General features: G+C 62.3%; 19 protein-coding genes. 10 read left to right on the top strand and 9 right to left on the bottom strand.

What is annotated here, in order from left to right; all coding sequences use genetic code 11:
- Positions 1–47: 47 nt before the first annotated feature.
- On the top strand, positions 48–1,469 hold the full coding sequence (locus CLU93_RS03305) for an aminotransferase-like domain-containing protein (protein WP_099759984.1): 1,422 nt from the start codon (positions 48–50) through the stop codon (positions 1,467–1,469).
- 90 nt (positions 1,470–1,559) lie between these two features.
- Entirely contained in the window at positions 1,560–1,907 is a 348-nt protein-coding gene (locus CLU93_RS03300) for a DUF4870 domain-containing protein (RefSeq protein WP_205704538.1), read from the top strand.
- Between the two features lie 21 nt (positions 1,908–1,928).
- On the opposite strand, the gene CLU93_RS03295 is transcribed toward CLU93_RS03300, so the two are convergent.
- Genes CLU93_RS03295 through CLU93_RS03285 form a run of 3 tightly spaced genes read right to left on the bottom strand, consistent with a single transcriptional unit; the run spans position 1,929 to position 3,536 of the window.
- Positions 1,929–2,354: an SMI1/KNR4 family protein gene (locus CLU93_RS03295; RefSeq protein WP_099759983.1), complete on the bottom strand. Its 426-nt coding sequence runs from the start codon at positions 2,352–2,354 to the stop codon at positions 1,929–1,931.
- A 21-nt stretch (positions 2,355–2,375) separates the two neighbouring features.
- Positions 2,376–3,023, bottom strand: coding sequence for a 3'-5' exonuclease (locus CLU93_RS03290; protein WP_099759982.1), 648 nt, complete (start codon positions 3,021–3,023; stop codon positions 2,376–2,378).
- Between the two features lie 9 nt (positions 3,024–3,032).
- Positions 3,033–3,536: a ProQ/FINO family protein gene (locus CLU93_RS03285; RefSeq protein WP_165829359.1), complete on the bottom strand. Its 504-nt coding sequence runs from the start codon at positions 3,534–3,536 to the stop codon at positions 3,033–3,035.
- Between the two features lie 576 nt (positions 3,537–4,112).
- Between CLU93_RS03285 and rpoD the strand changes: the two genes are divergently transcribed.
- Complete coding sequence (gene rpoD / locus CLU93_RS03280; RefSeq protein ID WP_099759980.1) at positions 4,113–6,671, top strand: RNA polymerase sigma factor RpoD; 2,559 nt, start codon at positions 4,113–4,115, stop codon at positions 6,669–6,671.
- Between the two features lie 64 nt (positions 6,672–6,735).
- Here rpoD and CLU93_RS03275 read toward each other — a convergent pair whose 3' ends face one another.
- The 3 genes from CLU93_RS03275 to ppc form a co-directional block, all read right to left on the bottom strand.
- Positions 6,736–7,557, bottom strand: coding sequence for a hypothetical protein (locus CLU93_RS03275; RefSeq protein WP_143451690.1), 822 nt, complete (start codon positions 7,555–7,557; stop codon positions 6,736–6,738).
- A 41-nt stretch (positions 7,558–7,598) separates the two neighbouring features.
- Entirely contained in the window at positions 7,599–9,395 is a 1,797-nt protein-coding gene (locus tag CLU93_RS03270; RefSeq protein WP_180287795.1) for a PAS domain-containing sensor histidine kinase, read from the bottom strand.
- A gap of 177 nt (positions 9,396–9,572) precedes the next feature.
- Positions 9,573–12,413 carry a phosphoenolpyruvate carboxylase gene (gene ppc / locus CLU93_RS03265; protein ID WP_099759977.1) on the bottom strand — a complete coding sequence of 947 codons (2,841 nt, stop codon included), beginning with the start codon at positions 12,411–12,413 and terminating at the stop codon, positions 9,573–9,575.
- A 243-nt stretch (positions 12,414–12,656) separates the two neighbouring features.
- On the opposite strand from ppc, the gene hemC reads away from it, so the two are divergent.
- From hemC to CLU93_RS03245, 4 genes are read left to right on the top strand one after another with little or no spacing between them, the layout of a single operon-like run.
- Positions 12,657–13,661 (top strand): hydroxymethylbilane synthase, encoded by a 1,005-nt coding sequence (gene hemC, locus CLU93_RS03260; protein WP_099759976.1) that lies wholly within the window; start codon positions 12,657–12,659, stop codon positions 13,659–13,661.
- Positions 13,654–14,436 (top strand): uroporphyrinogen-III synthase, encoded by a 783-nt coding sequence (locus CLU93_RS03255; RefSeq protein WP_099764209.1) that lies wholly within the window; start codon positions 13,654–13,656, stop codon positions 14,434–14,436. The genes hemC and CLU93_RS03255 overlap by 8 nt, the downstream gene beginning before the upstream one ends.
- Positions 14,433–15,587, top strand: coding sequence for a uroporphyrinogen-III C-methyltransferase (locus CLU93_RS03250; RefSeq protein ID WP_099759975.1), 1,155 nt, complete (start codon positions 14,433–14,435; stop codon positions 15,585–15,587). The genes CLU93_RS03255 and CLU93_RS03250 overlap by 4 nt, the downstream gene beginning before the upstream one ends.
- A gap of 4 nt (positions 15,588–15,591) precedes the next feature.
- A complete protein-coding gene (locus CLU93_RS03245; RefSeq protein ID WP_099759974.1) occupies positions 15,592–16,788 on the top strand; it encodes a heme biosynthesis protein HemY in 1,197 nt (398 codons plus the stop codon).
- Positions 16,789–16,892: 104 nt separating this feature from the next.
- Here CLU93_RS03245 and CLU93_RS03240 read toward each other — a convergent pair whose 3' ends face one another.
- The gene (locus tag CLU93_RS03240) at positions 16,893–19,319 is read right to left on the bottom strand and encodes a membrane-bound PQQ-dependent dehydrogenase, glucose/quinate/shikimate family (protein ID WP_257224861.1); all 2,427 of its coding nucleotides are present in this window, start codon (positions 19,317–19,319) and stop codon (positions 16,893–16,895) included.
- A gap of 624 nt (positions 19,320–19,943) precedes the next feature.
- Between CLU93_RS03240 and ppa the strand changes: the two genes are divergently transcribed.
- Positions 19,944–20,486: an inorganic diphosphatase gene (ppa, locus tag CLU93_RS03235; RefSeq protein ID WP_099759973.1), complete on the top strand. Its 543-nt coding sequence runs from the start codon at positions 19,944–19,946 to the stop codon at positions 20,484–20,486.
- Positions 20,487–20,561: 75 nt separating this feature from the next.
- On the opposite strand, the gene CLU93_RS03230 is transcribed toward ppa, so the two are convergent.
- On the bottom strand, positions 20,562–21,695 hold the full coding sequence (locus tag CLU93_RS03230; RefSeq protein WP_099759972.1) for a GNAT family N-acetyltransferase: 1,134 nt from the start codon (positions 21,693–21,695) through the stop codon (positions 20,562–20,564).
- Between the two features lie 91 nt (positions 21,696–21,786).
- Between CLU93_RS03230 and CLU93_RS03225 the strand changes: the two genes are divergently transcribed.
- Positions 21,787–23,403, top strand: coding sequence for an NAD+ synthase (locus CLU93_RS03225; RefSeq protein ID WP_099759971.1), 1,617 nt, complete (start codon positions 21,787–21,789; stop codon positions 23,401–23,403).
- A 41-nt stretch (positions 23,404–23,444) separates the two neighbouring features.
- On the top strand, positions 23,445–23,783 hold the full coding sequence (locus tag CLU93_RS03220; protein ID WP_034758685.1) for a P-II family nitrogen regulator: 339 nt from the start codon (positions 23,445–23,447) through the stop codon (positions 23,781–23,783).
- A 154-nt stretch (positions 23,784–23,937) separates the two neighbouring features.
- On the opposite strand, the gene CLU93_RS03215 is transcribed toward CLU93_RS03220, so the two are convergent.
- Positions 23,938–24,567: a trimeric intracellular cation channel family protein gene (locus CLU93_RS03215; RefSeq protein WP_096234652.1), complete on the bottom strand. Its 630-nt coding sequence runs from the start codon at positions 24,565–24,567 to the stop codon at positions 23,938–23,940.
- Positions 24,568–24,589 lie beyond the last annotated feature (22 nt).

Genomic DNA, 24,589 nt, shown 5'->3' with positions numbered 1-24,589 from the left:
CAGGATCAGTTGTGCAATAAAAATACGGATCAGTTTGAGGAGCAGGATTGAAACGCTATGAAGAATTGGCGGAAGAAGTCGCCGCCATGATCAGCACGCAGCTGTTGCTGCCTGGTGACAAGTTGCCTTCCGTGCGCCAGCAGCATGCGCGCAGGGGCGTGAGCCCGTCGACGGTGTTCCAGGCGTATTATTTGCTCGAAGCGCGCGGCATGATCGTCTCGCGGCCCCGCTCCGGCTATTACGTGGCGCCGCAGCGCGCCGCGCTGGCGCCCGAGCCAGACAGCTCGCGCCCGCTCGACGCCAGCACCACCGTCGATGTCAGCGACCTGGTCTTCGAGGTGCTGGGCGCCGTCGGCGCGCGCGATATCGTGCCCTTCGGCTCGGCGTTTCCCAGTCCGCATCTGTTCCCGATGGAACGGCTGGCGCGGGCCGTGTCGGCCAGCATGCGCCGCCTCGACCCGTGGAGCACGGTCACGGATTTATCCCTGGGCAATGCGGAATTGCGCCGCCAGATCGCGCTGCGCTATCAGCTCGACGGCGTGCTCGTTTCCAGCGACGACATCGTCATCACGAATGGTGCGCTGGAAGCGCTGAACCTGTGCCTGCAAGCCGTCACGCGGCCCGGCGACACGGTGCTGATCGAGTCACCCAGTTTTTATGCCTGTTTGCAGGCGCTGGAGCGGCTGGAACTCAAGGCCGTCGAGATCGCCACCAGTCCGCGCGACGGCGTCGACCTGGCGGCGCTGGAAGAATTGCTGCAACGCCATCAGCCCAAGGCGTGCTGGCTGATGACGAGTTTCCAGAATCCCCTGGGCAGCCTGATGCCGCCTGAAAAGAAACGCGCACTGGTGGAGCTGCTGGCGCGCCATGGCGTGCCGCTGATCGAGGATGATGTGTATGGCGAGCTGTATTTCGGCAAGCAGCGCCCCGGCCTGACGAAAAGCCATGACAGCGCGGGTCTGGTCATGCATTGCAGCTCGTTTTCCAAGACGCTGGCGCCCGGTTTCCGCCTGGGCTGGGCAGTGGCGGGCCGCTACGCGCGCCAGGTCGAGCGTTTGAAACTGACCACCAGCCTGTCGGCGCCGATACCGCTGCAGATGGCGTTGGCCGATTACCTGATGCACGGTGGCTACGACCGCCATTTGCGCCAGCTGCGGCTGACCCTGGCGGCGCAGCAAAACACCATGCTGCAAGCCATCGCCGTGCATTTTCCGCCCGGCACACGGGTCACGCGGCCGCAGGGCGGCTATTTCGTCTGGGTCGAGATGCCCGTGGGCGTCGATGCGCTGGCCTTGCACCGCAGCGCGCTGGCGGCCGGCATCAGCATCGCGCCCGGCCCCATCTTTTCCGCCACGCGCGCGTTTCGTCATTGCATCCGCCTCAATTACGGCCACCCGTGGAGTCCGCAGCTGGAAGACGCCATCGCCACGCTGGGGCGGCTGGCGCTGGCGGCGGCAAGCGGCGCGTGAAAAAAAGTCCCTTGCGGCAGCAAGTGTTTCATTCCAAAAAGAAATATTGCTGTTATATTGGTGTATCTATAACTAATGATGGGAATGATAATGGATAACACGCAGCCCGAAGTGGGGCGTACGCAAGATACGACGCTGGCCATTTTGTCCCACGTTGGCGGCTTGTTCACCAGCTGGGTGGCGCCGCTGATCATTTATTTGATCAAGAAGGATGATGCGGATAAATTTTCGGCCGAGAACGCCCGCGAAGCGCTGAATTTCCAGATCACCCTGATCATCTGGTATTTCGCCTGCTTCATCCTGTCGTTCGTGCTGATTGGCCTGTTCCTGTTCTGGGTGGTGGCGCTGGCCAACCTGGTGTGCTCGATCGTCGCGGCCGTCAAGGCCAGCAATGGCATCACTTACCGTTATCCCTTGACCTTGCGCCTCGTCAAATAAGCTTGCGCCGGCCGCCGGGTTTCATCCCGGACGGCCGGGCAGTATCAGGAATGCCGCAAAGTCGGGCGCCACCGTGCTGGTGGCGCCTGTTTCGTGCGACCACAGCACAACCACCGGTTCACCGCTCGGCCCCGTTTGCGCATAGTCAAAGCAGTAATAGTCGCCCGTGCCGAACTGGGCAAAGGGTAGCAGGGTACTCGCATCGTTGCCGCCATCCACATTCTCCAGCCATTCCTGCCAGCTCGTGTTGTAGTGGCGCGTTATCGATTCCCACGTCTTGCGCGCATTCGCTTCATCGTAGACGGGAAACACGCTCAAGGCGCCCAGCGCGCGGCCATTGTTGACCAATAACCATTGTGCGTAGGACGCGGGCAGCGTTCGCCCCAGCGCCTGTTCGGCGGCGGCGATCGCTGCCTGGCTGGTACCGATGGACTTGTTCTTGCTCATGCTGCAGGATGGCGCGCCGGCTCAGGCGGCGATAGGCGGCGGGACAGGTGGCGTGCTGGCGCGCGGGGCTTTTTGCGGTGTGACTTTACCGCCATCGGCGATCCAGCGGCGGTACACGCGCAGGGCCACTTGCGCATCGTCGGCCGCGTACAGGATCTGCTTTTCCGTCAGGCGCGAGGTGGCCCAGTTGGTGGTGGAGATTTTTTTCGATTTCTGCAGGTGCAGGCCGAAGAACTTGGCCACTGCCGTCTTCGCGCCCAGGTCGTTGCGCTGGCCGCCGCGCAGGGCGACGGACAGGTCGAGCACCTGAGCTGGAACAATGCCCAGTTTGTTGCGCAGGCGCTTGACGTCGTCGGACAGGCCAAAGCCCACCTTCAGGGTGGTGCTCGATTCGAGGATGGCTTTCAGTTCGGCCAGGGCCGGCGCCGGCGTGCTGCCCACCTGGAACAGGTAGGCGATGTCGTCGGTGGCCAGCTGGATCAGGTGCGGTCCCGTGGAGGACTCGCCCTTGACAAACGTCGGCTTCGATTCCGTATCGAAGCCGATGGCGTCGGCCGCCAGCAGGGCGGCCATGGCTGCTTTTGCATCGTCACTGGTGCGTACCAGCTTGACGTGCTCGAGTGCAATGCCTTGATACGGGGGCAGTGGCGGTGCGGCAGCTGTGTCCATGAAACCGGATCAGCCTTTGCGCGAGAATTTCGCGGTCAGCTGATTCAGTTTTTCCAGGCGCAAACGGTTCGCTTCTTCGGCGGCGGCGGCGTCGCGTTCGGCTTTCTTGCGCTCGGCTTCTTTCTTGAAGCGCTGCTGCAATACTTGCGTGGCGTGGTCGCGGTGGGTTTGCGTCACTTCCGCGCCGGCAGTGCCGTCGAGGTCGTAGCGGATCTTGGCTTTTTCCATCATGCGCAGGTAGCGCAGCGAACCCGTGTGGATGCCCAGCGCCGTGCGCATCAGCTTGCGGTCCAGGTCCGGCAGGCGCGCCAGGATCTGCTTGTCGATACCGATCGACAAGGGCAGGCAATCGCGGAATGGCGGGAATTGCTCCTGGAACTGCTTGAGCAGCGCGCGCGCGGTCAGGCCGGCAGGTGCCGGCGTGGTCGCCGCTGCGGCCGGTGCTGCCGCAGGGGCTGCATCGACTGGCGTGTCAGGAGTGGTGGCTTGCTGGTCTGGCGTGGAGCTGGTCATCGACATCATTGGTTGGGCTATAAAAGGGGAGCATAGCACGCGCCACAGGCAAGTGCATTGTCTTTTTTGGCAACTTGCGCACAGATAAGCGGGGCGGTACTACAGTGCACGCAGCGCGAAATGCGGGAAATGTGTATAATGTCGGCTTGCGCTGATGACTGGACCCCGTATTTGACGGTCTGGCTCAGGTGTGCAGGGGATAGGAGCAGTGCGGTGCAGGGCCATCATTATTGGTATTTCTGATATCAGATATTTTGCTTATCAATTATCCAGATAACTGGCCTTCGTGCATAATCTTGCTCTCCGCTGTGTCTTCACTGAACAACAATAGATTCAAGCCCGTTCTGGTACGGGCTTTTTTTCATTCCGCAATGTACATCGCTTATTTATCTGATCCGGCTTCGGCCCCGCCGCCCTCGTTACGGGATGCGCGGGCTTTGAGCGCCCTGATAAGCAGGCGCCGCTGCCGTTAACGGCAGCCGCAACAATACGCTCCATCGAGTCCGGTTTCGCAGGCTTAGGTGGAATCATTCACTTCGCGCCGACACCATCTGGTCTCGCATTAAGAGATATCTCATGAAGAATACGCCAAAAACTTTAACGTTGTCCGCCAAGGCGCCACGCCCAGCCGCGGCACCACTTGCCGTACCCAAAACGACTTTATCTTACTTCATCGATAATGCGCAAGCGAATCCGGAAGCGACCGTCACGACGGCGCCCACCGTCGTGACCGTGGTGAAGAAAAGCCGCTCGCGCCTGGCCGCCGTGCCACCGGCCGATGCGGCTGTGGAAGCGGCCGTCAGCGCCCCGGCTGCCGAGGCTGTTGCCGACGTGGCCGAGGCCGCCGAAGCCGTACCGGCCAAGACGCCTAGCGTGAAGATCGCCCCCGGCGCCAAGGCCCCGGCCGCGCCGCGCAAGATCAGCGAAAGCGCCGCCACGAACAAGGTGGTGACGGCAGCCCGTTCGAAAGTCGTGCGCGCCAAGCCTGAAGTGGCGCCCGTGACCATCATCACCGGCGCGCAAGTGGTCAGCAAGACCACGGACGCCGATGCCCTGGCCGCCATCGATACCTCGAATTACTTCTTGCCGACCGTCAAGGTGCCAGGCCGCCGTGGCCGCAAGCCTAGCGAATTCACGCCGGAAAACGATGAAGTGGCAGCACTCAACGCCGTCGAGCGCGCCGAATTGAAGGCCGTGTCGAAAGCGCGCGACCGCAAGGCCAAGGGCGGCCTGGCCGATGCACTGGGCGATCCGGAAGCCTCGGCAGCGGACCTGGAACGCCGCCGCAAGCAGATCACGGGCTTGATCAACATGGGCAAGGAACGCGGTTTCCTCACCTATGCCGAGATCAATGACCAATTGCCGGAAAACATCATCGATCCGGAAGCGATCGAAGGCATCATCGCCACCTTCAACGACATGGGCATCGCCGTCTATGAGCGCGCCCCTGACGCGGAAAGCCTGTTGTTGACCGACAACGTCGCCACCGTCACCAGCGACGATGAAGTGGAAGCGGCTGCCGCGACCGCCTTGTCGACGGTCGACTCCGACTTTGGCCGCACCACCGACCCCGTGCGCATGTACATGCGTGAAATGGGCGCCGTGGCGCTGCTGACGCGCGAAGGCGAGATCGAGATCGCCAAGCGCATCGAAGGCGGCCTGAAAGACATGATCCAGGCGATTTCCGCCTGCCCCACCACCATCGGCGAAATCGTTGCGCTGTCGCAAAAAATCGCGCGCGACGAAATCAAGGTCGATGAAGTGGTCGACGGCTTTGTCGACTTGAACGAAAGCAATGCCCCGGCGCCTGCAGCTGCCCCTGCGCCTGCTGCCGCCAGCGGTGACGACGAGGAAGAGGAAGAAGAAGCCGAGGAAGAAGATGGCGACGCCAATGGCGGCGCGGCCGGTTTCTCCAGCGAGCAGCTGGCGCAGCTGAAAAAGAATGCGTTGGAGAAATTCAACGTCATTTCGACGCAGTACGAGAAGATGCGCAAGGCGCCCGAGGGTTACAACTCGAAAGCCTACGTCAAGGCGCAGGAAGCCATTTCGCAGGAATTGCTGGGCATCCGCTTCACGGCCAAGGTCGTCGAAAAGCTGTGCGATACCCTGCGCGGCCAGATGGAAGAGGTGCGCCACATCGAGCGCGCCGTGCTGGAACTGTGCGTGAACAAATGCGGCATGCCGCGCGCCCACTTCATCAAGGTGTTCCCGGGCAATGAATGCGACCTGGAATGGGTCGACCGCGAAGTCGATTGCAAATATCCGTACAGCGCCATCCTCAGCCGCAACGTGCCTGCCGTTAAGGAACTGCAAAAGAAGATGATCGACCTGCAAGCGCGCGTGGCCCTGCCGCTGGCTGACTTGCGCAAGATCAACAAGCAGATGGCTGCCGGCGAAAAGCGTGCGCGTCACGCAAAACGCGAAATGACGGTCGCCAACTTGCGTCTGGTCATTTCGATCGCCAAGAAATACATCAACCGCGGCTTGCAATTCCTCGACCTGATCCAGGAAGGCAACATCGGCTTGCTGAAGGCGGTCGATAAATTCGAATACCGCCGCGGCTACAAGTTCTCGACCTACGCCACCTGGTGGATACGCCAGGCCATCACGCGTTCGATCGCCGACATGGCCCGCACCATCCGCGTGCCGGTGCACATGATCGAAACGATCAACAAGATGAACCGCATCTCGCGCCAGATCATGCAGGAAACGGGCAGCGAACCGGATCTGGCGACCCTGGCCGTCAAGATGGAAATGCCGGAAAACAAGGTGCGCGAGATCATGAAGATCGCGAAAGAGCCGATTTCCATGGAAACGCCGATGGGCGAAGATGGCGATTCGCAACTGGGCGACTTCATCGAAGACAACACCACCCTGGCACCGCTGGACGCCGCACTGCACGCGTCGATGCGCAACGTGATCAAGGAAGTGCTCGATTCCCTGACGCCGCGCGAAGCGAAAGTGCTGCGCATGCGTTACGGCGTGGAAATGTCGAACGACCACACCTTGGAAGAAGTGGGCAAGCAGTTCGACGTGACGCGCGAGCGCATCCGCCAGATCGAAGCGAAAGCCATGAGCAAGCTGCGCCAGCCTTCGCGCTCGGACAAGTTGAAAACTTTCCTGACGCAAAACTAAGCGTACGGCAAGCACACAAAAAAAGAGGCGCAAGCCTCTTTTTTTACGTCTGTAGCTTGCCTTCCTACCTGAAACACGTGCGCGCGCCCAGCAGGCCCAGGCGATAGTTGCGCTGCAATTTGTACAGCACCACGCCGCTGGCGGAGATGAGGATGGTGATGAGCAGCCAGTCCAATGGATTGCTGCGCTGCGGTGCGGGCGCCGCTTGCGACGGCACGGCGAAGGCCTGGAACTTGTGCGCCGTGTAGATGGCGCCGACCACCAGGCCCGCATCGGTGATCTTGTTGGTCAGGTACAGGCCGTCGTCGCGGCGGCGCACCGTCATCACGCCTTCCTTGTAGACAAAGGTCATCGGTTCAAAGCCTTTGATGCTGACGCTGCCGACGACATGTCCGGCCGCGTTGACTGCCGTGGCGTAGCTGTCGCCCTGGCCGATCATGGCGCCCAGATCGAGCATGCGCTTGCCGTCCCAGGCAAACGCGTGCCAGCGGCGCTGCTCCGTATCCGACGCGCCCACGACCAGGCCGGCGTCATTGATGGCAGTGGCTGAACTGATGCGTCCGCCGGGCAGGGTGCCGATTTCCTGCATGCCCGTGCCGGGGCGGTAGACGAAGGCGCGGCGGTAGCCGTCGCCGCGCTGCGCCGTGCCCACCACCGCGCCATGTGTGTTCAGGCCGCTTGCATAGCTGCTGGCGCCGCCCAGGATACCCAGGTCGCGCATGCCGCCCGGGTTCAGGTCGGATGCGATGCTGCCATTGCCATCCCTCTCACCGAAGCCGCGTTCGGCATACATGGTGGCGCTGGCGCTGGGGATGGCGGCCAGCAGGAGCAGACCGAGCAGTGGGGCGGGAAGCAGGCGAACCGTGGGGCATGATAGTTTCCTCAAAGAAAAAACTTGCTATCCTTTTTTATGCTGAAAATGCATGCTTAATTTACTACTGTTTTTGCTGATTTTTGTGTTTTGGCATGATCGACATGCTGCTGGCCTGTCTGCTGGGGCAGGTGGATGGCCAGCGCCGTGCCGCGGCCCGCCTGGCTGTCGATGCGCAGTTCGCCGCCCAGCGCATGGACACGTTCGCGGATGCTTTTCAGGCCGAAGGCGGCCCGCTTGCCGTGGTCGCCCGGCTGCATGCCGATGCCGTTGTCGCTGATGCGCAGGACGATGGCGTCCGCATCTTGCTCCAGCGCCACCTCCACTTCGCTGGCCTGGGCGTGGCGCACGATGTTCGACAGCGATTCCTGCAGCACGCGGAAGATGGCCGACGTCTGGCGCTGGTCCAGGCCAAGGTCGGGCGCCTCGCTGTCGAGCGTGAGCCGGTAGCGGATGGTGCCACGGCTCTCCATCTGGCGGATCAGCCACTCGGCCGCCGGGCCCAGTCCCAGCTCCAGGGTGCTGGGATGCAAGTCATTGATGATGGTGCGTACCGAGCGGATGGTGGCGTCGATGGTGTCGAGCACGCGCTGTGCGTGGCGGTGCAGGCGCGGGTGGGTGGTGGCCGTGCGCGCGTGCAGCAGCGACACATCGATGCGCAGCACCATCAGGTTCTGGCCCAGGTCGTCATGAATGTCGAGCGCGATGCGCCGTCTTTCCTGTTCCTTGATGGTTTGCTGGTGGTCGCTCAGTTCGCGCAGCTGGGCCAGGGTACGCTGCAGGTTTTCCTCGTTGCGCTTGCTTTCCGTGATGTCGATGCCCATGGCGATGATCATCTGCGGCCGTCCTTGCGCATCGAAGATGGGTTTTTTATGCGTCTGCAGCAGGCGGTTTTCCTGCAGCCGCGCATTCCATACCAGTTCTTCGCGGATCACCACCTGGCGGCTGGCAAACGCTTCCTGGTCCGCCGTGTGGAATCCCTGGGTCTGCTCCGCAGGGAAGTGCTGCACGTCGCGTCCTTCGGCGATATCCTGGAATTGCACGCCCCATTGCTGCTCGCAGGCCTGGTTCATCAGCAGCATGCGCGAATCGGCATCTTTCAGGAACAGCGACAGGGGCATCATGGAAATGATGTCCTGCAGCCGCTCTTCGCTGCGCGCCAGGGCCGCTTCCGTTTGTGCGCGCATGGCGATTTCCGCGGAGAGCTGGAGATTGACATCGAGCAATTGGGCCGTGCGCAGGGCCACGCGGCTTTCCAGCTCCGCATGGGCCAGGCTCAACGCGTGTTCGGCCCGCTTGTGTTCGGTGATGTCGCTGGCCAGCACCAGTGCGCCCGTCACAGTGCCGTGCTGGTCGTACAGGCGGCGTCCGCTGAGCATGGCCCAGCGCTGTGTACCGTCGCCATGCCGGTATTGCAATTCGCCCATGCAGCTATCGCTCGCCGTCTGGCGTAGCGGACACAGGCGCAGCAAGGTGGCCTCGTCGTGGAATTCCTCCATGGAGTGGTTCAGCAGCAGCTCGGCGGGGAGGCCCAGCATGTCGCACAGGCGCTGGTTGACGTACAGGATGCGGCCTTGCGCATCCGTTTGCCACATGCCGTCCTGCGCCGTTTCGCTCAGGTTCTGGTAGCGCAGGAGGCTGGCGTCGAGTTGCGAACGCGTGCTGGCGAGGTGGGCGCGCAGCCTGCGCATCAGCCACATGGCCGTGCAGGCGGCGGTCGCCAGCAGCAGGGTCAGCCAGACATGCTCCCAGAAGTCGAGCGCCGGCCAGGCCGCACCGGCCAGCCAGCCCAGCATGATCAGGATGAGGGCGGCGCAGGCAGCACTCAGCGTTTCAATCGACCATTTGCTCATCCGCGTCCCTGGCGTCATGGTTGGCCGCTGCGGTGTGCATGGGGCCTAAGTTGGGAAGGTGTCAACCGCTAGTGTAATACCAATTGTTGTTTTATTGAGAATATTTTGCAATTGGGCAAGCAAAAGGGCCGGCCCTTGCGGTGCCGGCCCTTGTCTGCCGATGGCAGCCTGGCGCGATCAGCCCGTGTTGCGCAGACCGGCCGCCACGCCGTTGATCGACAGCTGGATGCCGCGGTGCACCCTTTCGTCGATCTTGCTTTCCGCCGACAGGGCGCGGTTGCGCTTGATCAATTCCACCTGCAAGTGGTTCAGCGGGTCGAGATAGGCGAAGCGGTTCTGGATCGAGCGGGCCAGCAGCGGATTGCCGGCCAGGCGCTCCGTGTTGCCGGTGATGAGCTCCAGGCAGCGCAAGGTGTTGCCATGCTCGTCCGTGATGCGCTTGTAGATGCGTTCGCGCAAGTCCTGGTCTGCCACCAGTTCCGCATAGCGCGAGGCAATCGCCAGGTCCGTCTTGGCCAGCACCATGTCCATGTTCGACAGCAAGGTGGCAAAGAACGGCCATTCGGCGTACATGGCGCGCAGGGTGGCGATTTTTTCATCTTTCGACGCGCCGTCAGCCTGGTCGATCCAGGCCTCGATGGCGCTGCCGAAACCGAACCAGCCCGGCAGCAGCAAGCGGCACTGGCCCCAGGAAAAGCCCCAGGGAATGGCGCGCAAGTCTTCGATGCGCTGGTTGGCCTTGCGCGAGGCGGGGCGCGAACCGAGGTTCAGCTCGGCGATTTCCGCAATCGGCGTGGCCGAGAAGAAGTACTCCGTAAAACCCGGCGTTTCATACACGAGGTGGCGGTAGGCGTGATAGGCCAGGTCCGACAGCTGCGCCATCACGGCTTCGAACTGCGCCAGTTCGCTTGCGTGCGCGGGATTGGCCGCCTGCGGCGCCAGGCTCGCTTCGAGGGTGGCGGCGACCAGCAATTCCAGGTTGCGCCGGCCGATTTCCGCGTTGGAAAACTTCGAGGCGATGATTTCGCCCTGTTCCGTCAGACGGATCTGCCCGTTGACGGTGCCCGGCGGCTGGGCCAGGATGGCTTCGTAGCTGGGTCCGCCGCCGCGTCCTACCGTGCCGCCGCGGCCATGGAACAGGCGCAGCTTGACGCCGGCCTTCTGGAAGTCGCTCACCAATGCCAGTTCCGCCTTGTACAGTTCCCAGTTCGATGTGAGGAAGCCGCCATCCTTGTTCGAATCGGAATAGCCGAGCATGACTTCCTGCAACTGTCCCTGCTTGGCGATCAATTGCTTGACCAAAGGCAAAGCCATGACCTCGCTCATGATGCCGGCCGCGCGCTGCAGGTCGGGGATCGTTTCGAACAGGGGAATGACCATCAGCTCGCACGTGCTCTCGCCAGCTTGCCAATCGGTGCGCAGCAAGCCCGTTTCTTTTTGCAGCAGCAACACTTCCAGCAGGTCGGACACGGTTTCCGTGTGCGAAATGATGTAGTTGCGGATGGCCCGCGCGCCGTAGCGCTGGCGGATGTCGCGCGCCGCGCGCAGGATCGCCAGCTCGGAATCCGTTTCCGTGGCGTAGGCGATGTAGGGCGAGTACAGCAAACGCGGCTGGGCCAGTTCGCTCAGCAGCAGTGCCTGCTTGTCTTCCTCGGACAGCGACGTGTAATCGGCGGCCACGCCGCTTTGCGCGAACAGGTCGGCCAGCACGCGCTCGTGCACATCGGACGTCTGGCGCATGTCCAGCGATGCCAGGTGGAAGCCGAAGATGTCGGCCGCGCGCGCCAGGGTGGCCAGGCGCGGGCGCACGAGGGCCGCGCCGTGGTGCGATTCGAGCGAGGTGACGATGGTGCGCAGGTCGGCGACAAAGGCGCCCGCGTCCGGATAGGCGGCCGCTGGCCCCACTTCCTTGCGCAGGATGTTGGTGGCGCCCAGCGCGCGGGCGGTGGCGGCCAGGCGCGCATAGATGCCGATCAGGGCGCGGCGGTACGGTTCGTCGCTGCGGTGCGGCGAGGCGTCCGGCGACTGGTCGGCCAGTGCCTGCAGTTCGGCGCTGACGCCCACCATCAGGGTCGAGACGGACAATTCCGCGCCCAGCGCGTGCGCTTCGTCGAGGTAAAAATCGAGGATGGTGGTGGCGTGGCGCGCCAGCGCATGCTGCATGGTGCCCGCATTCACGTTCGGGTTGCCGTCGCGGTCGCCGCCGATCCAGCTGCCCATCTGCACGTAGGCGGCATTGATCGGTTCGATGGTGCCGTCGCCGTTCGGGTACTCGGCGGCGATGTCGTCCTCGATGTCGTCATACAGGCCCGGCAGTTCGCGCAAAAAGGTGATGCGGTAGTAGGACAGGGCGTTTTCGATTTCGTCGGCCACCGTCAGCTTCGAGTAGCGCAGCATGCGCGTCTGCCACAGGGTGGAGACGCGCGAGCGCAGCAGTTGCAGGTTGGCGTGCCGCTCTTTCGGCGTCTGCGGCAGGTCGCGCTCGGCCAGCAGGCGGGCGATGTCGTGCTCGGCGTCGAGGATGCTCTTGCGCTGCACTTCCGTCGGGTGGGCCGTCAGCACGGGGGCGATCAGCGCCTCCTGGAAGAAGGTGTCGACCGTCTTGCGCGGCACGCCGGCGGCGCGCAGCTTTTTCAGCGCGAAGCTGATGCTGCCCTTTTGCGCTGGCGAGCCGGCCAGCAGGTGGGCGCGGCGGCGGCGGATGTGGTGTTGATCTTCCGCAATGTTGGCCAGGTGTGAAAAATAGGAAAATGCGCGCACCACGGAAATCGTCTGTTCGCGGCTCAGTTCTTTCAGCATGGCGTCGAGTTCCAGCGCGGCGCCGGCGTCCGCTTCGCGGCGGAAGCGCACGGACGTCTGGCGTATGGTTTCCACCACATTGAAGACGGCGTCGCCTTCCTGTTCGCGCAGCACGTCGCCCAGCAGGCGGCCCAGCAGGCGGATATCTTCTTTCAGTGGCGCGTCCTTGTCGGAGCCGGCCGCTGGAACTATTTCTGGTGCTACTGCGTCATTGAGCATAATAAAGAACCAAAGTAAGTGTAAAAGCAAGGGAATGTGGATCGCACCGGGCGTTTGGCCGCAGAGGGGAGGGGGCGCATGATAAAATTTGTGGTCTTCAACATGGACGCTAGCCTGACTTGGCCTTCTAGGCCAAGGGATAACGATTATAGCGACGCCGGGTGCCTTTTCGATATAAATTGATATCGGACGGGCGAATTGGCAACGATAATGACAACGACAGCCACAGCGAAAGAACTTGTTTTGAAAGCATCCGAATTGACCCCGAACGAATTGACCATTCCCGCCCGCCTGGTGATCGCCACGCGCGAGAGCCGCCTTGCCATGTGGCAAGCTGAACATGTGCGTGCGCGCCTGGCCGCCCTGTATCCGCAGTGTAGCGTTGAAATTCTCGGCATGACCACACGCGGCGACCAGATTCTGGACCGCGCCCTGTCCAAGGTAGGCGGCAAGGGCCTGTTCGTCAAGGAGCTGGAAGTGGCGATGGAAGAAGGCCGCGCCGACCTGGCCGTGCATTCGCTGAAAGACGTGCCGATGGAGTTGCCAGAAGGCTACAGCCTGGCCGCCATCCTCGAGCGCGAAGACCCGCGCGATGCGTTTGTATCGAACGATTACGCCAGCCTGGCCGAGCTGCCGCACGGCGCCGTGGTCGGCACCAGCAGCTTGCGCCGCCAGTCGCTGATCGCCGCCCGCTACCCGCACCTGACGATCCTGCCACTGCGCGGCAACCTCGATACGCGTTTGGGCAAGCTGGACCGTGGCGATTACGCCGCCATCATCCTCGCCGCCGCCGGTCTGAAACGCCTGGGCCTGGCATCGCGCATCCGCGCCGTGCTGGCGCCGGAAGACAGCCTGCCGGCCGCTGGCCAGGGCGCCATGGCGATCGAAATCCGCAGCGGCCGCGTCGACGGCGCCGACCTGGTGCGCCTGCTGGCGCCGCTGAACCACACGGCCACGGCGCAAGCCGTCACGGCCGAGCGCAAGGTGTCGAAGATTTTCGGCGGCAGCTGCCAGATTCCGCTGGCCGCGTTTGCCACCGTCGAGGGCGAACAGATGCGCTTGCGCGCCATGGTCGCCACGCCCGATGGCGCGCGCATGGCCAGCGCCGACGTCAGTGGCCCGGCCAGCGCGCCGGAACAGCTGGGCGAGCAAGTAGCCGAACTGCTGCGCGGGCAAGATGCCGCCGGCATCCTCGCCTCGTGCGCGGTCACGCCCGACAACCATGAAGGCCTGGCGCCGCATGCCTGACAGCGTGGTGATCACGCGGCCTGCGGCGCAGGCGGGGCCGCTGGCCGCCAGAATTGCGGCGCTGGGCTGGCCCGTGACCCTGCTGCCGCTGCTGGAAATCCACGCGCTGGACGGCGAGGACGAATGCGCGCAGCTGCAAGCCGTGCTGGCGCGCCTGGCGCAATACGACCTGGTGGCGTTTGTTTCGCCCAACGCCATCGATTGCGTCTTTGCGCACCTGCCCGCCTGGCCGCCTGGCGTGCCGCTGGCCGTGGTGGGCGAGGGCAGCAAGATGGCCTTGGCCGCGCATGGCGTCACGCACGCCAACGCCAGCATCACCAGCCCGTTTGACACGGCGCGCAGCGATTCCGAACATCTGTTGCTGGCGCTGGACTTGCCGGCCCTGCGCGGCAAGCGCGTGCTGATCGTGCGCGGCGACGGCGGACGCGACTATCTGGCTGACGGCTTGCGCGCCGCCGGCGCCCAAGTCGAGTTCGTCACGGCTTACCGCCGCAAGGTGCCAACGCTGACGCCAGCCTTGCGCGCGACCCTGGAAAACCTGTTGCAGCATAATAATGACTGGATCATCACCAGCTCGGAAGCGCTGCGCGGTTTGCTGGCGCTGCTGGGCGAAATGGGCGATGAAAAGATGGCTGTTGTGAAAATGCAACAGCAGCATTTGATCGTGCCGCACGCGCGCATTGCACAAACGGCGGCGGCCCTGGGTTTTGCCCGTGTCACCTTGACAGGATCAGGCGACGCAGGAGTGCTCGCCGCGTTACAATCACGACCATGAACGAAATGCCTACACTCTCCGAACCGAATGCAACGCCTGGCAGCGCCGTGAAGACGGCGCCGCAGGCGGCCGACCAACCTGCTGGCCGCGCGCCGACCTTGCTCGAACAGCTGCAAAAGCCCATGAGCATCGCCGTCATCGTGCTGGCCGTGCTGCTGGCTGCGCAAAGCTGGTCGACCAGCAAGCAGATCCGCAACCTGCGCGAAGAAGTGGCCAAGCGCCTGCAAAAGGGCGATGTCAGCAACGCCGAAACGGGCGTGCTGGCGCGCAACGTGCAAGAAGGCACGAAAGAGCTGCAAATCAAGGTGGGCGCGCTGGAAAACCGCCAGAGCGAAACGCAAAGCCAGCAGCTGGCGCTGGAACAACTGTATAACGACTTGTCGAAGAACCGCGACGAGTGGGCGCTGACGGAAATCGAGCAAGTGCTGTCGACGGCCAGCCAGCAGCTGCAACTGGCCGGCAACGTGCCCGGCGCGCTGATCGCCCTGCAAAACGCCGACCGCAGCCTGTCGCGTTCCGACAAGCCGCAATTCATCACCATCCGCCGCGCCATCGGGCGCGACATGGAAAAACTCAAGGCCCTGCCCAGCGTCGATTCGACGGGCGTGGCCCTGCGCCTCGACGCCGTGATCGCCCAGATCGACGCCTTGCCGATGCTGTCCGACGAAACGCCGGCCTTGCCGGCCGCGCCGGAAAAACCGGGCAAGGCCAAGGCCAAGCCCGTGCGCGATGCCAGCGGCAAGCTGGTCGGACCGCCGGCGCCGGAACCGCTGCTGCAAACAGTGCGCGACGGCTTCAATACCTGGAGCGGCGACATGTGGAATGACGTGCGTCAATTGATCCGCATCCGCCGGGTCGATACGCCGGAAGCGCTGATGCTGTCGCCGACGCAATCGTATTTCTTGCGGGAAAACGTCAAGCTGCGCCTGCTGAATGCCCGCATGGCCTTGTTGTCGCGCAATGAAACGGCATTCAGGAATGACTTGATCGCCGCCCAGGATGCGCTGGCCAAGTATTTCGACACCCGCGCCAAGAACACGCAGACGGCGCAAGCCCTGTTGCGCCAGGTGCAGGGCAGCAACCTGGCCATCGAAATGCCAACCTTGTCCGACAGCCTGGCGGCTGTGCGCAACTACAAAGCGAAGTCCTGAGCCCATGCGTCTATTTCTCTGGTTACTCGCCCTGATGGCCGCGGCGATCGGTATCGCCGTGACGGCCCGTTTCAACCCCGGCAACGTGGTACTGTTCTATCCGCCGTACCGCATCGATTTGTCGCTGAACTTCTTCCTGCTGCTGCAGGTCGTGCTGTTCGTGCTGCTGTACCTGCTGGTACGCGCCGTGCGCGGCACCGTGCGCATGCCGGCGCAAGTGGCGGCGTATCGCCAGCGCAAGCGTGAACGCGATGGCAACAAGGGCTTGCGCGAAGCCTTGAAAGCCCTGTTCGAAGGCCGTTTCGGCCATGCGGAAAAAGCCGCCCTGCGCGCCGCCGAGCTGGAAGAAAATGCCGGCCTGGCCGCGCTGATCGGCGCGCGCGCCGCGCACCGCATGCGCCAGTCCGAGCGCCGCGACAGCTGGCTGGCCCGTGTCGAAGGCGATGCCAGCCTGAAGACGGCCCGTTTGATGACGGTGACGGAATTGCTGGTCGACGACCACCAGCCGGAAGCGGCCCTGGCGGCCGTGCGCGAACTCAATGCCAGCGGCACGCGCCATATCCACGCGCTGCAATGGTCGCTGAAGGCCGAGCAGCAGGCGAAGAACTGGCCGGAAGTGCTGCGCCTCGTGCGTTCGCTCGACAAGCACCGCGCCCTGCATCCGGCCCTGTCGTCGCGCCTGCGCGAGCTGGCCTACGACCATTTGCTGTCCGACCCCTCGCATGACGCCGAATCGTTGATGCGCGTCTGGTCCACCGTGCCCAGCAGCGATCGGGTCAAGCCATATATCGCCTGCCGCGCCGCCACGGCCCTGAATGCGCGCAGCCTGCACGATGAGGCGCGCCTCGTGTGCGAAGAGTCGCTGGCCGCCGACTGGGATGAGCGCGTCGTGCGCGCCTACCGCGAAGCGGCGGCGCCCGCCGGCACGCCGGCCCTGCTGCTGCAGATCGAGCATTGCGAGCAATGGATGAAACAGCGTCCGCTGGATGCGGAACTGGCGCTGACCCTGGGTACCCTGTGCCTCAAGCAAAAACTGTGGGGCAAGGCCCAGCGTCACCTGGAGCAGGCTTTGTCGGACGCAAACGAGCCGCAAATGGTGCGCGACGCCCACCTGAAGCTGGCGCAGATGCACGATGCCTTGCAGCAGACGGAACAGGCCGCCGCGCATTACCGGCAGTGCGCGCTGGCGACCATCCTGTAAGCCATTTCATCAGACGTAAAAAAGCCGTTCAGTGCAGACTGAACGGCTTTTTTTTGCGCTGTTACCTTGCTACTTTACTTCTTCGAGCTTTACTTCTTCGACGTTTACTTCTTCGGTACTGCAGTGCCTTCCGGCAAGGCATACGCGACCAGGGTATCGCTCATCTTCGTGCCCAGCGAGCCGTGGCCGCCAGCCATGACGACGACGAACTGGCGTCCCGACTTGTTCGACACATAGCTCATCGGCGTAGCCTGGCCACCTGCCGGCAAGCGCGCTTTCCAGAGTACTTTACCGTTGCTGACATCGTAGCCGCGGATATAGTAGTCGAGCGTGCTGCTGAGGAAGGTCACGCCGCCACCGGTGGTGACCATGCCGCCCAAGCTGGGCACGCCCAGTGGCAAGGGAATCGGCACGGGACCGCTGTCGCGCGTGGTGCCGTTCTTGTGCATCCACACTTTTTTCATGGTGCGCAGGTCGACGGCGGCCACATAGCCCCACGGCGGTGCCTGGCATGGGAAGCCCAGTGGCGACAAAAAGGCCTTGATTTCCACGGCGAACGGGACGCCCGTCTGTGGCTGCAAGCCCATTTCGCCGCCCGTGCCGCCCTTGGCCGTCGTTTCGGCGCGTGGCACGAGTTTTTCCAGGAAGCCCATGTAGTCAGGGTTGACGATCAACAACTGGCGCACGGGATCGATGGCCGCGCCGCCCCATTCGAAGATGCCCAAGGGGCCCGGCGAGATGACGGCGCCCTTGCCAGCCGTTTGCGGCGTGAACGGGCCTTCATAGCGGCGTTCCTTGAAAATGATGCGGCAGGCGAGCTGGTCGAACGGCGTGGTGCCCCACATGTCCGCTTCGCTGATATTGCGCTCAGGCAAGAAGGTCAGGGCGGAGAACGGCTGCGTGGGCGACAAGGTGTCGCCAGCGGCAGGATTACTCGTCGGCACAGGTTTTTCCGGCGCCGGCACGACCAGGCTGCCATCGCGGCGGTCGATCACGTAGATATCGCCGCGTTTCGTCGTGGCAACAACCGAGGGAACTTTGCCTTTCGGCGTGTCGATGTCGACCAGCGAAGGTTGGCCGCCGATATCCATGTCCCAGATATCGTGGTGCACGGTCTGGTACACCCAGCGCACTTTTCCGGTCGCCAGGTCCAGCGCGACGATGGCGCTGTTGAATTTCTCGCCATTCTTGTTGCGGTTGCCGCCCCAGGTATCGGGGGTTTCATTGCCCATCGGAATGTACACCATGCCCAGCTTTTCATCGATGCTGGCCACGCCCCACGAGTTGGGCGAGTTGTTGGTGTAGTTCTTGCCTTCAGGGAAGGGCTTGGTATCTTCCGGCGTGGCCGGGTCCCAGTTCCACAGCAGCTTGCCGGTGACGGGATCGTAACCGCGGATCACGCCCGATGGTTCTTCCGTCGAATGGTTGTCCGTCACGCTGGCGGCGATCACGGCCACGTTCTGCGCCACGGCCGGCGGGGACGTGGGCATCAGGAAACCGCGCTTGATCATGGCCATGTTTTTATACAGGTTGACGACGCCGTTGTTGCCAAAGCTCTTGCACGACTCGCCCGTATCGGCGTTGACGGCGATCATGGTGCCATCCATGGTCGGCGCCAGGATGCGGCGCGGACATTCCATGCTGGCAGCTTCGGGGGCCGGATTATTTTTGGCACGCCCCGCGTTCACGTCCCAGTAGGCCACGCCGCGGCAGATCATGTGCTGGTAGCTGGCCGCATCGCGGTTGATCTTCGGATCGTGGCGCCAGATTTCCTTGCCCGTGTCCGGGTTCAGGGCGATGACGATATTGTGCGGCGTGCACAGGTACAGCATGTCATTGACCTTCAGCGGCGTGACTTCATTGGCGATCTCGCCCGGGTCGTTCGGACCCTTGAAGTCGCCCGTGTGGTAGGTCCAGGCTTCTTTCAGGCCGGAAATATTGGCCGGCGTGATTTGCGCGGCCGGCGCATAGCGGTCGCCATAGCCGGAGCGGCCATACGCGGACCAGTCGTTGTGCTCGACGCCGGGAGCGAAATCTCCGGCGGCGGTGGCGGCCATGTTTTCGGCCGGCACCTCGCCATGCAGGTCATGGTAATCCTGGAACAGGGCGATGACGCCAGCGATGACGGTCAGGGCCACGGCAGCGCTGAGCGCCATCTTGCCCGCTTGCGGCCGTTTCTCGGCGGCGGGTGGGGCCAGGCGGCGGCTGACGAAGGGCAGCAGCAGCCAGACGGCGGCGACAAACCAGATGTCCAGGCGCGGCAGCAATTGCCACCAGTCGAATTTCACTTCAATCACGGACCAGATGAGGGTGGCGATCAGCAGCAGCGCCATGAACGCTTGCGCGCTGCGCTTGCCTTTGAAGACGAGCACGCCTGCGATCAGCATGCCGATGCCGGCCAGCAAGTAGTACCAGGAGCCGCCGAGCGTGGCCAGCCAGATGCCGCCGCCCAGCAGGGCGAGGCCGAACAGAACGAAAATAACGCCGGTGACCTTTAATAAAGGACCGGGCCGGAAAGAGGGAATCATCATATTCCTTTTTGCAAGGATTTATCGGTGGCGCGTTGATGCGCCATATTGAATTCAGGGAGAGCGTCGATTGCAGAATATACAAAGTTTGGAATCACCAGAATGTGACAGTTTATCAGAATTGCTGATTGTCTTCTGGTCGCGCCCTTTTTTGGCTGGGGAGCTATTTGAATCAAATACATGCTTCAAATAAGCGCAAATATTATGCTGGAAGAGTGGATTGCGGGGCTGCGCAAGCGTTCGGCGTAGCATGGTGAAGCGCCTGCGTCATTATGCGAAGACATCGCGGGATGAATGATGGTGAGATTGTTGTTATAAATCGCTGCAATAAATACAATTCGCCTTATAATAACCCTGCCTGCCGCAGGGTGATATTGAAATGAAAATTCACAGGTATTCAAGATATTATCTGTGGAGTGGTCGTAGTATTACTTAGGTGTTTCTACTTATTGTTTCCGGCAGCCTGTTTATTCTTTCGCTGGCAGGCTGCGGTGACCAGCGGAGCGTGCATGCCACTGTTGTTGGCTTGTTGCGCAAAACGCCGGCAGGCCGCTGCTGCATCGCACAAGCCGCCTGTACTTCGCTATAATTGCGCGGTTAAAACACAATCCGCTAATGAGGAACCCCATGAGTTTGAATAACGTCTCTTCCGGCCGCGACCTGCCGAACGATTTCAACGTCGTCATCGAAATCCCGATGAATGCCGATCCGATCAAGTACGAAGTCGACAAGGAAAGCGGCGCGATCTTCGTCGATCGCTTCATGGGTACCGCCATGCATTACCCGTGCAACTACGGCTATGTGCCGAACACCCTGTCGCCGGATGGCGACCCGGTTGACGTGCTGGTCATCACCCCGTTCCCGCTGATCCCGGGCGTGGTCGTGCGCTGCCGTCCTATCGGCGTGCTGAAAATGACCGACGAGTCGGGCGAAGACGCAAAAGTGCTGGCCGTGCCAGTCGACAAGGTCCTGTCGATCTACAGCCACTGGCAAAAGCCGGAAGATCTGAATGAGCTGCGCTTGCGCCAGATCCAGCATTTCTTTGAGCACTACAAAGATCTGGAAAAAGGCAAATGGGTCAAGATCGACGGCTGGTATGGTCCTGACGTGGCCAAGGAAGAAATCCTGAACGGCGTCGCCGCCTACAAGGCAGATTCTGCAAAAGCATAAATAACGGGGCGCTTCACTGCCGCTCACCGTTCAAAACGCTCCCCGCCAGCGATGGCCGGGAGCGTTTTTACTTTTCTAGCTGCGAAACGGGCTGTGCTCGTTCAATTCATCGAGGTAGGCATCGATGCCGCCCCGTTCGCGTTCGAGGAAGCGCTGCACGGCGTCGGCAAAGGCCGGGTGCGCCAGCCAGTGGGCCGACCAGGTCTTTTGCGGCAGGAAGCCGCGCGCCATCTTGTGCTCGCCCTGGGCGCCCCCTTCGAAGGTGGCGATGCCGTTGGCGATGCAAAATTCCAGCGGCTGGTAGTAGGCCGTCTCGAAATGCAAACAGGGTACGTGCTCGAGCGCGCCCCAGTAGCGGCCATACAGGGTGTCCTTGGTATGGATCACCAGCGAGGCGGCAATGGCCCGGCCTTCGCGTTCGGCGATCACCAATAAAATGTTCTGCGGCATGCTGGCACCGATGCGCTGGAAGAACTCCAGGCTTAAGTACGGCGACGAGCGGTGTTCCGCATAGGTATTGCTGTAGCAGCGGTGGAACAGCTTCCAGTCGGCATCAACAGCATCCACCCCGCGCACCTGGCGCAGGGTCACGCCCGCTTCGCGCACCTTGCGCCGTTCGGCACGGATATTCTTGCGTTTCTTGTGTTCCAGGGTGGCGAGGAATTGCTCGAAATCCGTGTAGCCGGGATTGAGCCAGTGAAACTGCACGCCACTACGCATCAGGTAGCCGGCTTCTTCCAGTTGGCGCGCTTCGCTTTCCGGCGGGAACAGGATGTGGCAGGACGACACCTTGCTGGCTTGCTGCTGCGTCTGCAGGAAGGCCAGCAGGGCGGCGCGGGCTTCCCCATCGCGGGCCAGCAAGCGCGTGCCGCTCACGGGCGTAAAGGGAATAGCCGACAACAGTTTCGGGTAATATTCCAGGCCATGCTGCTGATACGCGTCGGCCCAGGCCCAGTCGAACACGTATTCGCCATACGAGTGCATTTTGAGGTACAGGGGCAGGGCGGCGGCCAGGGTCTCGCCTTGCCACAGCACCAGGTAATTCGGCTGCCAGCCCGTGTCCGCGCTGGCGCAGCCGGACTCGTGCAGCGCTTGCAGGAAGGCATAGGAAAGGAAGGGAGTGGCATCCTGCTGGCTGGCCAGCAGTTCAGACCAGGCCGCTTCGCCAATTTCAGCCAGGGTAGAGACGATAGCCGTGCGATAATTCATTGTTGTAGTGTGCATTCATCACTCTCGGGGCGCCGCCGTCGGCCTGCGCGCCCCTGTCTTGTTTAATAGAACGAAAATATCCATCATCATCATGACAGTCAAAGTCGCAATTGCTCAAATGAATAGTACGGTCGGCGATCTGGCCGGCAACCGTGCCAAGATCTTCGACCTTTCCCGCCGCGCCTTTGAAGCGGGCGCCGATATCGTGCTCACCCCGGAACTGTCGCTGGTCGGCTATCCACCCGAGGACTTATTACTGCGCAATGCATTCTACGCAAAAACGCAGGAAGCGTTTGCGGGGCTGGCCGCGGACCTGGCGCAGTTCACCGATTTGCACGTGGTGGTGGGCTTGCCGCTGCAGGACGAGAAGGGCGTGCGCCACAATGCCGCCTCCGTGCTGGTCAATGGCGAAGTGCTGGGCACCTACCGCAAGCACGACTTGCCCAATACCACCGTTTTCGATGAAAAGCGTTATTTCACCTCGGCGGACCAGGCTTTCGTATTTGGCGTGAAGGGTGTGCGTTTCGGCATCAATATCTGCGAAGACACGTGGTTCGAGCACGCGCCGATGCGCGCCCGCGCGGCTGGCGCGCAAGTGCTGCTGGTGCCGAACGGCTCGCCGTATCACATGAACAAGCAGCATCTGCGCTATGAAACCATGCGCAAGAACGTCAGCGCGCAAGGCATGGCCCTCGTGTACGCTAACCTGGTCGGTGGCCAGGATGAGCTGATTTTTGACGGCGACTCGTTCGTCATGGACGCGGCCGGCACGATTTGCGCCCAGTTGCGCCACTTCGAGGAAGACTTGCAGCTGGTCGAGTTCGACGGCGCCACGCCCGTGCCGCAGCCGCTGGCCACGCCGTTGACGACGGAAGCGCAGGTGTACCAGGCGCTGGTGCTGGGCGTGCGCGACTATATCGGCAAGAATGGTTTCCCTGGCGTGCTGATCGGCATGTCGGGCGGCGTCGATTCCGCGCTGACCCTGGCCATCGCCGTCGACGCGCTGGGCGCCGACAAGGTGCGCGCCGTGATGATGCCGTCGCAATTTACGGCCGATATCTCGTGGATCGATTCGCGCGACATGGTAAAACGCCTCAATGTGCGCTACGATGAAATTCCGATCAAGCAAACCTTCGACGCCTTCCGCGCCACCCTGGCCGGTGAGTTCGCGGGGCTGGCGGAAGACGCGACGGAAGAAAACATCCAGGCGCGCATCCGCGGCACCTTGCTGATGGCCCTGTCGAACAAGCATGGCAGCATCGTGCTGACGACGGGTAACAAGAGCGAGATGGCGGTCGGCTATTGCACCCTGTACGGCGACATGGCGGGCGGCTTTGCCGTCATCAAGGATATCGCCAAGACGCTTGTGTACCGCCTGTGCGCGTACCGCAACAGTGTCTCGGACGTGATTCCCGAGCGCATCCTGACGCGCGGACCGTCGGCAGAGCTGCGCGCCGACCAGCTGGACCAGGATTCCTTGCCGCCGTATGACGTACTCGACGGCATCATGCAGCTGTACATGGAAGAAAACCGGCCGATCGCCGAGATTATCGAGGCTGGCTACCCGCCGGCCGATGTGGCCCGGGTCACGCGCCTGATCAAGATCAATGAATACAAGCGGCGCCAGTCGCCGGTGGGTATCCGCGTCACGCACCGTGGCTTCGGCCGCGACTGGCGCTACCCGATTACCTCGAAATTCTACGAATAAGCAGCCATCTGTCCACAATCCAACAATTTTAAGGAGTAGCCATGAAACAGATTACCGCCATCATCAAACCATTCAAGCTCGACGAAGTACGCGAGGCCCTGGCCGATGTGAACGTGACGGGCTTGACCGTGACGGAAGTGAAGGGCTTTGGCCGCCAGAAGGGCCATACCGAGCTGTACCGTGGCGCCGAGTACGTGGTCGACTTCTTGCCGAAAGTCAAAGTCGAAGTGGTGGTGGACGACAGCGTGTCGGAACTGGTGGTCGACGCCATCATCAAGGCGGCCCGTACGGGCAAGATTGGCGATGGCAAGATTTTCGTGCGCGACGTGGAGCAAGTCATCCGCATCCGCACGGGTGAAACGGGTCCGGACGCGGTGTAAGTCTGGGTCAACAATGTTGTCGGATTACGGTCCTTCAGACCTAATCCGACCTACGCGATGTATCGCTTGTCTGGCCGTAGGTCGGCTTAGCGCGCCAGCGCGTAAGCCGACGCTGCTGAGCCATCAAAGCTGCCGGATTGCGCAGCAGCGCGCTTCACCGCCCCAAGCGCATGTCGAATTTCCAGCATATCAGGCGCAGTATCGTGATGCCGCTGGCGCTGGTCCACAGCGCGAAGTCGTGCTGGGCGCCGAAGTGCATCTGCAATAAATATGCCCAGCAGCCGAAAAAGGCGCAGATGGCGTAGGGTTTGCCGTCGCGAAATACCATCGGCACTTCATTGCAGACGATGTCGCGCATCACGCCGCCAAAAATCCCCGTAATCACCCCCATCATCGAGGCGATGAAGAGCGGCATGCCGGCGCGCGTCGCTTCGGCCACGCCCGCGATGGCGAACATGCCCAGGCCGATGGCGTCGGCGATGACGATCAGGCGTTCCGAGACGATCTGGCGCAAATGCTGGATCAAGGGCGCGGCCGTCAGGGCCAGCACGAAAATCAGAATCGCGTATTCCTGGTGCGAGACCCAGAACAGGGGCCGCTTGTCGAGCAGGATGTCGCGCAGGGTGCCGCCGCCGAACGCCGTGATGAAGGCCACGACGAATACGCCGACCAGGTCCATGCGCTTGCGGCGCGCTTCGATGAAGCCGGAAAATGCGCCCACCAGGATGGCGATGACCTCGATGATCTTGATCAGCGAGCCAGGCGGTAGTTGGGGTGGCATCATGGGGGGAGCGCGTGCACGAGAC

It is taken from the genome of Janthinobacterium sp. 35 (genome assembly GCF_002754575.1).
GTDB lineage: Bacteria > Pseudomonadota > Gammaproteobacteria > Burkholderiales > Burkholderiaceae_D > Janthinobacterium > Janthinobacterium tructae.
Note: the sequence above shows the minus strand (reverse complement) of the source record. Positions and strands in the feature narration are given on the sequence as shown.

Bases quoted from the DNA above. Each gene is read 5' to 3' on its own strand.
- CLU93_RS03250 (WP_099759975.1), top strand. From the start codon at position 14,433: ATGAACGAAATGCCTACACTCTCCGAACCGAATGCAACGCCTGGCAGC.
- CLU93_RS03255 (WP_099764209.1), top strand. From the start codon at position 13,654: ATGCCTGACAGCGTGGTGATCACGCGGCCTGCGGCGCAGGCGGGGCCG.
- CLU93_RS03245 (WP_099759974.1), top strand. From the start codon at position 15,592: ATGCGTCTATTTCTCTGGTTACTCGCCCTGATGGCCGCGGCGATCGGT.
- ppa (WP_099759973.1), top strand. From the start codon at position 19,944: ATGAGTTTGAATAACGTCTCTTCCGGCCGCGACCTGCCGAACGATTTC.
- CLU93_RS03300 (WP_205704538.1), top strand. From the start codon at position 1,560: ATGGATAACACGCAGCCCGAAGTGGGGCGTACGCAAGATACGACGCTG.
- CLU93_RS03230 (WP_099759972.1), bottom strand. From the start codon at position 21,695: ATGAATTATCGCACGGCTATCGTCTCTACCCTGGCTGAAATTGGCGAA.
- CLU93_RS03290 (WP_099759982.1), bottom strand. From the start codon at position 3,023: ATGGACACAGCTGCCGCACCGCCACTGCCCCCGTATCAAGGCATTGCA.
- CLU93_RS03240 (WP_257224861.1), bottom strand. From the start codon at position 19,319: ATGATGATTCCCTCTTTCCGGCCCGGTCCTTTATTAAAGGTCACCGGC.
- CLU93_RS03220 (WP_034758685.1), top strand. From the start codon at position 23,445: ATGAAACAGATTACCGCCATCATCAAACCATTCAAGCTCGACGAAGTA.
- CLU93_RS03225 (WP_099759971.1), top strand. From the start codon at position 21,787: ATGACAGTCAAAGTCGCAATTGCTCAAATGAATAGTACGGTCGGCGAT.
- ppc (WP_099759977.1), bottom strand. From the start codon at position 12,413: ATGCTCAATGACGCAGTAGCACCAGAAATAGTTCCAGCGGCCGGCTCC.
- CLU93_RS03285 (WP_165829359.1), bottom strand. From the start codon at position 3,536: ATGACCAGCTCCACGCCAGACCAGCAAGCCACCACTCCTGACACGCCA.
- CLU93_RS03270 (WP_180287795.1), bottom strand. From the start codon at position 9,395: ATGAGCAAATGGTCGATTGAAACGCTGAGTGCTGCCTGCGCCGCCCTC.
- rpoD (WP_099759980.1), top strand. From the start codon at position 4,113: ATGAAGAATACGCCAAAAACTTTAACGTTGTCCGCCAAGGCGCCACGC.
- CLU93_RS03215 (WP_096234652.1), bottom strand. From the start codon at position 24,567: ATGATGCCACCCCAACTACCGCCTGGCTCGCTGATCAAGATCATCGAG.
- CLU93_RS03295 (WP_099759983.1), bottom strand. From the start codon at position 2,354: ATGAGCAAGAACAAGTCCATCGGTACCAGCCAGGCAGCGATCGCCGCC.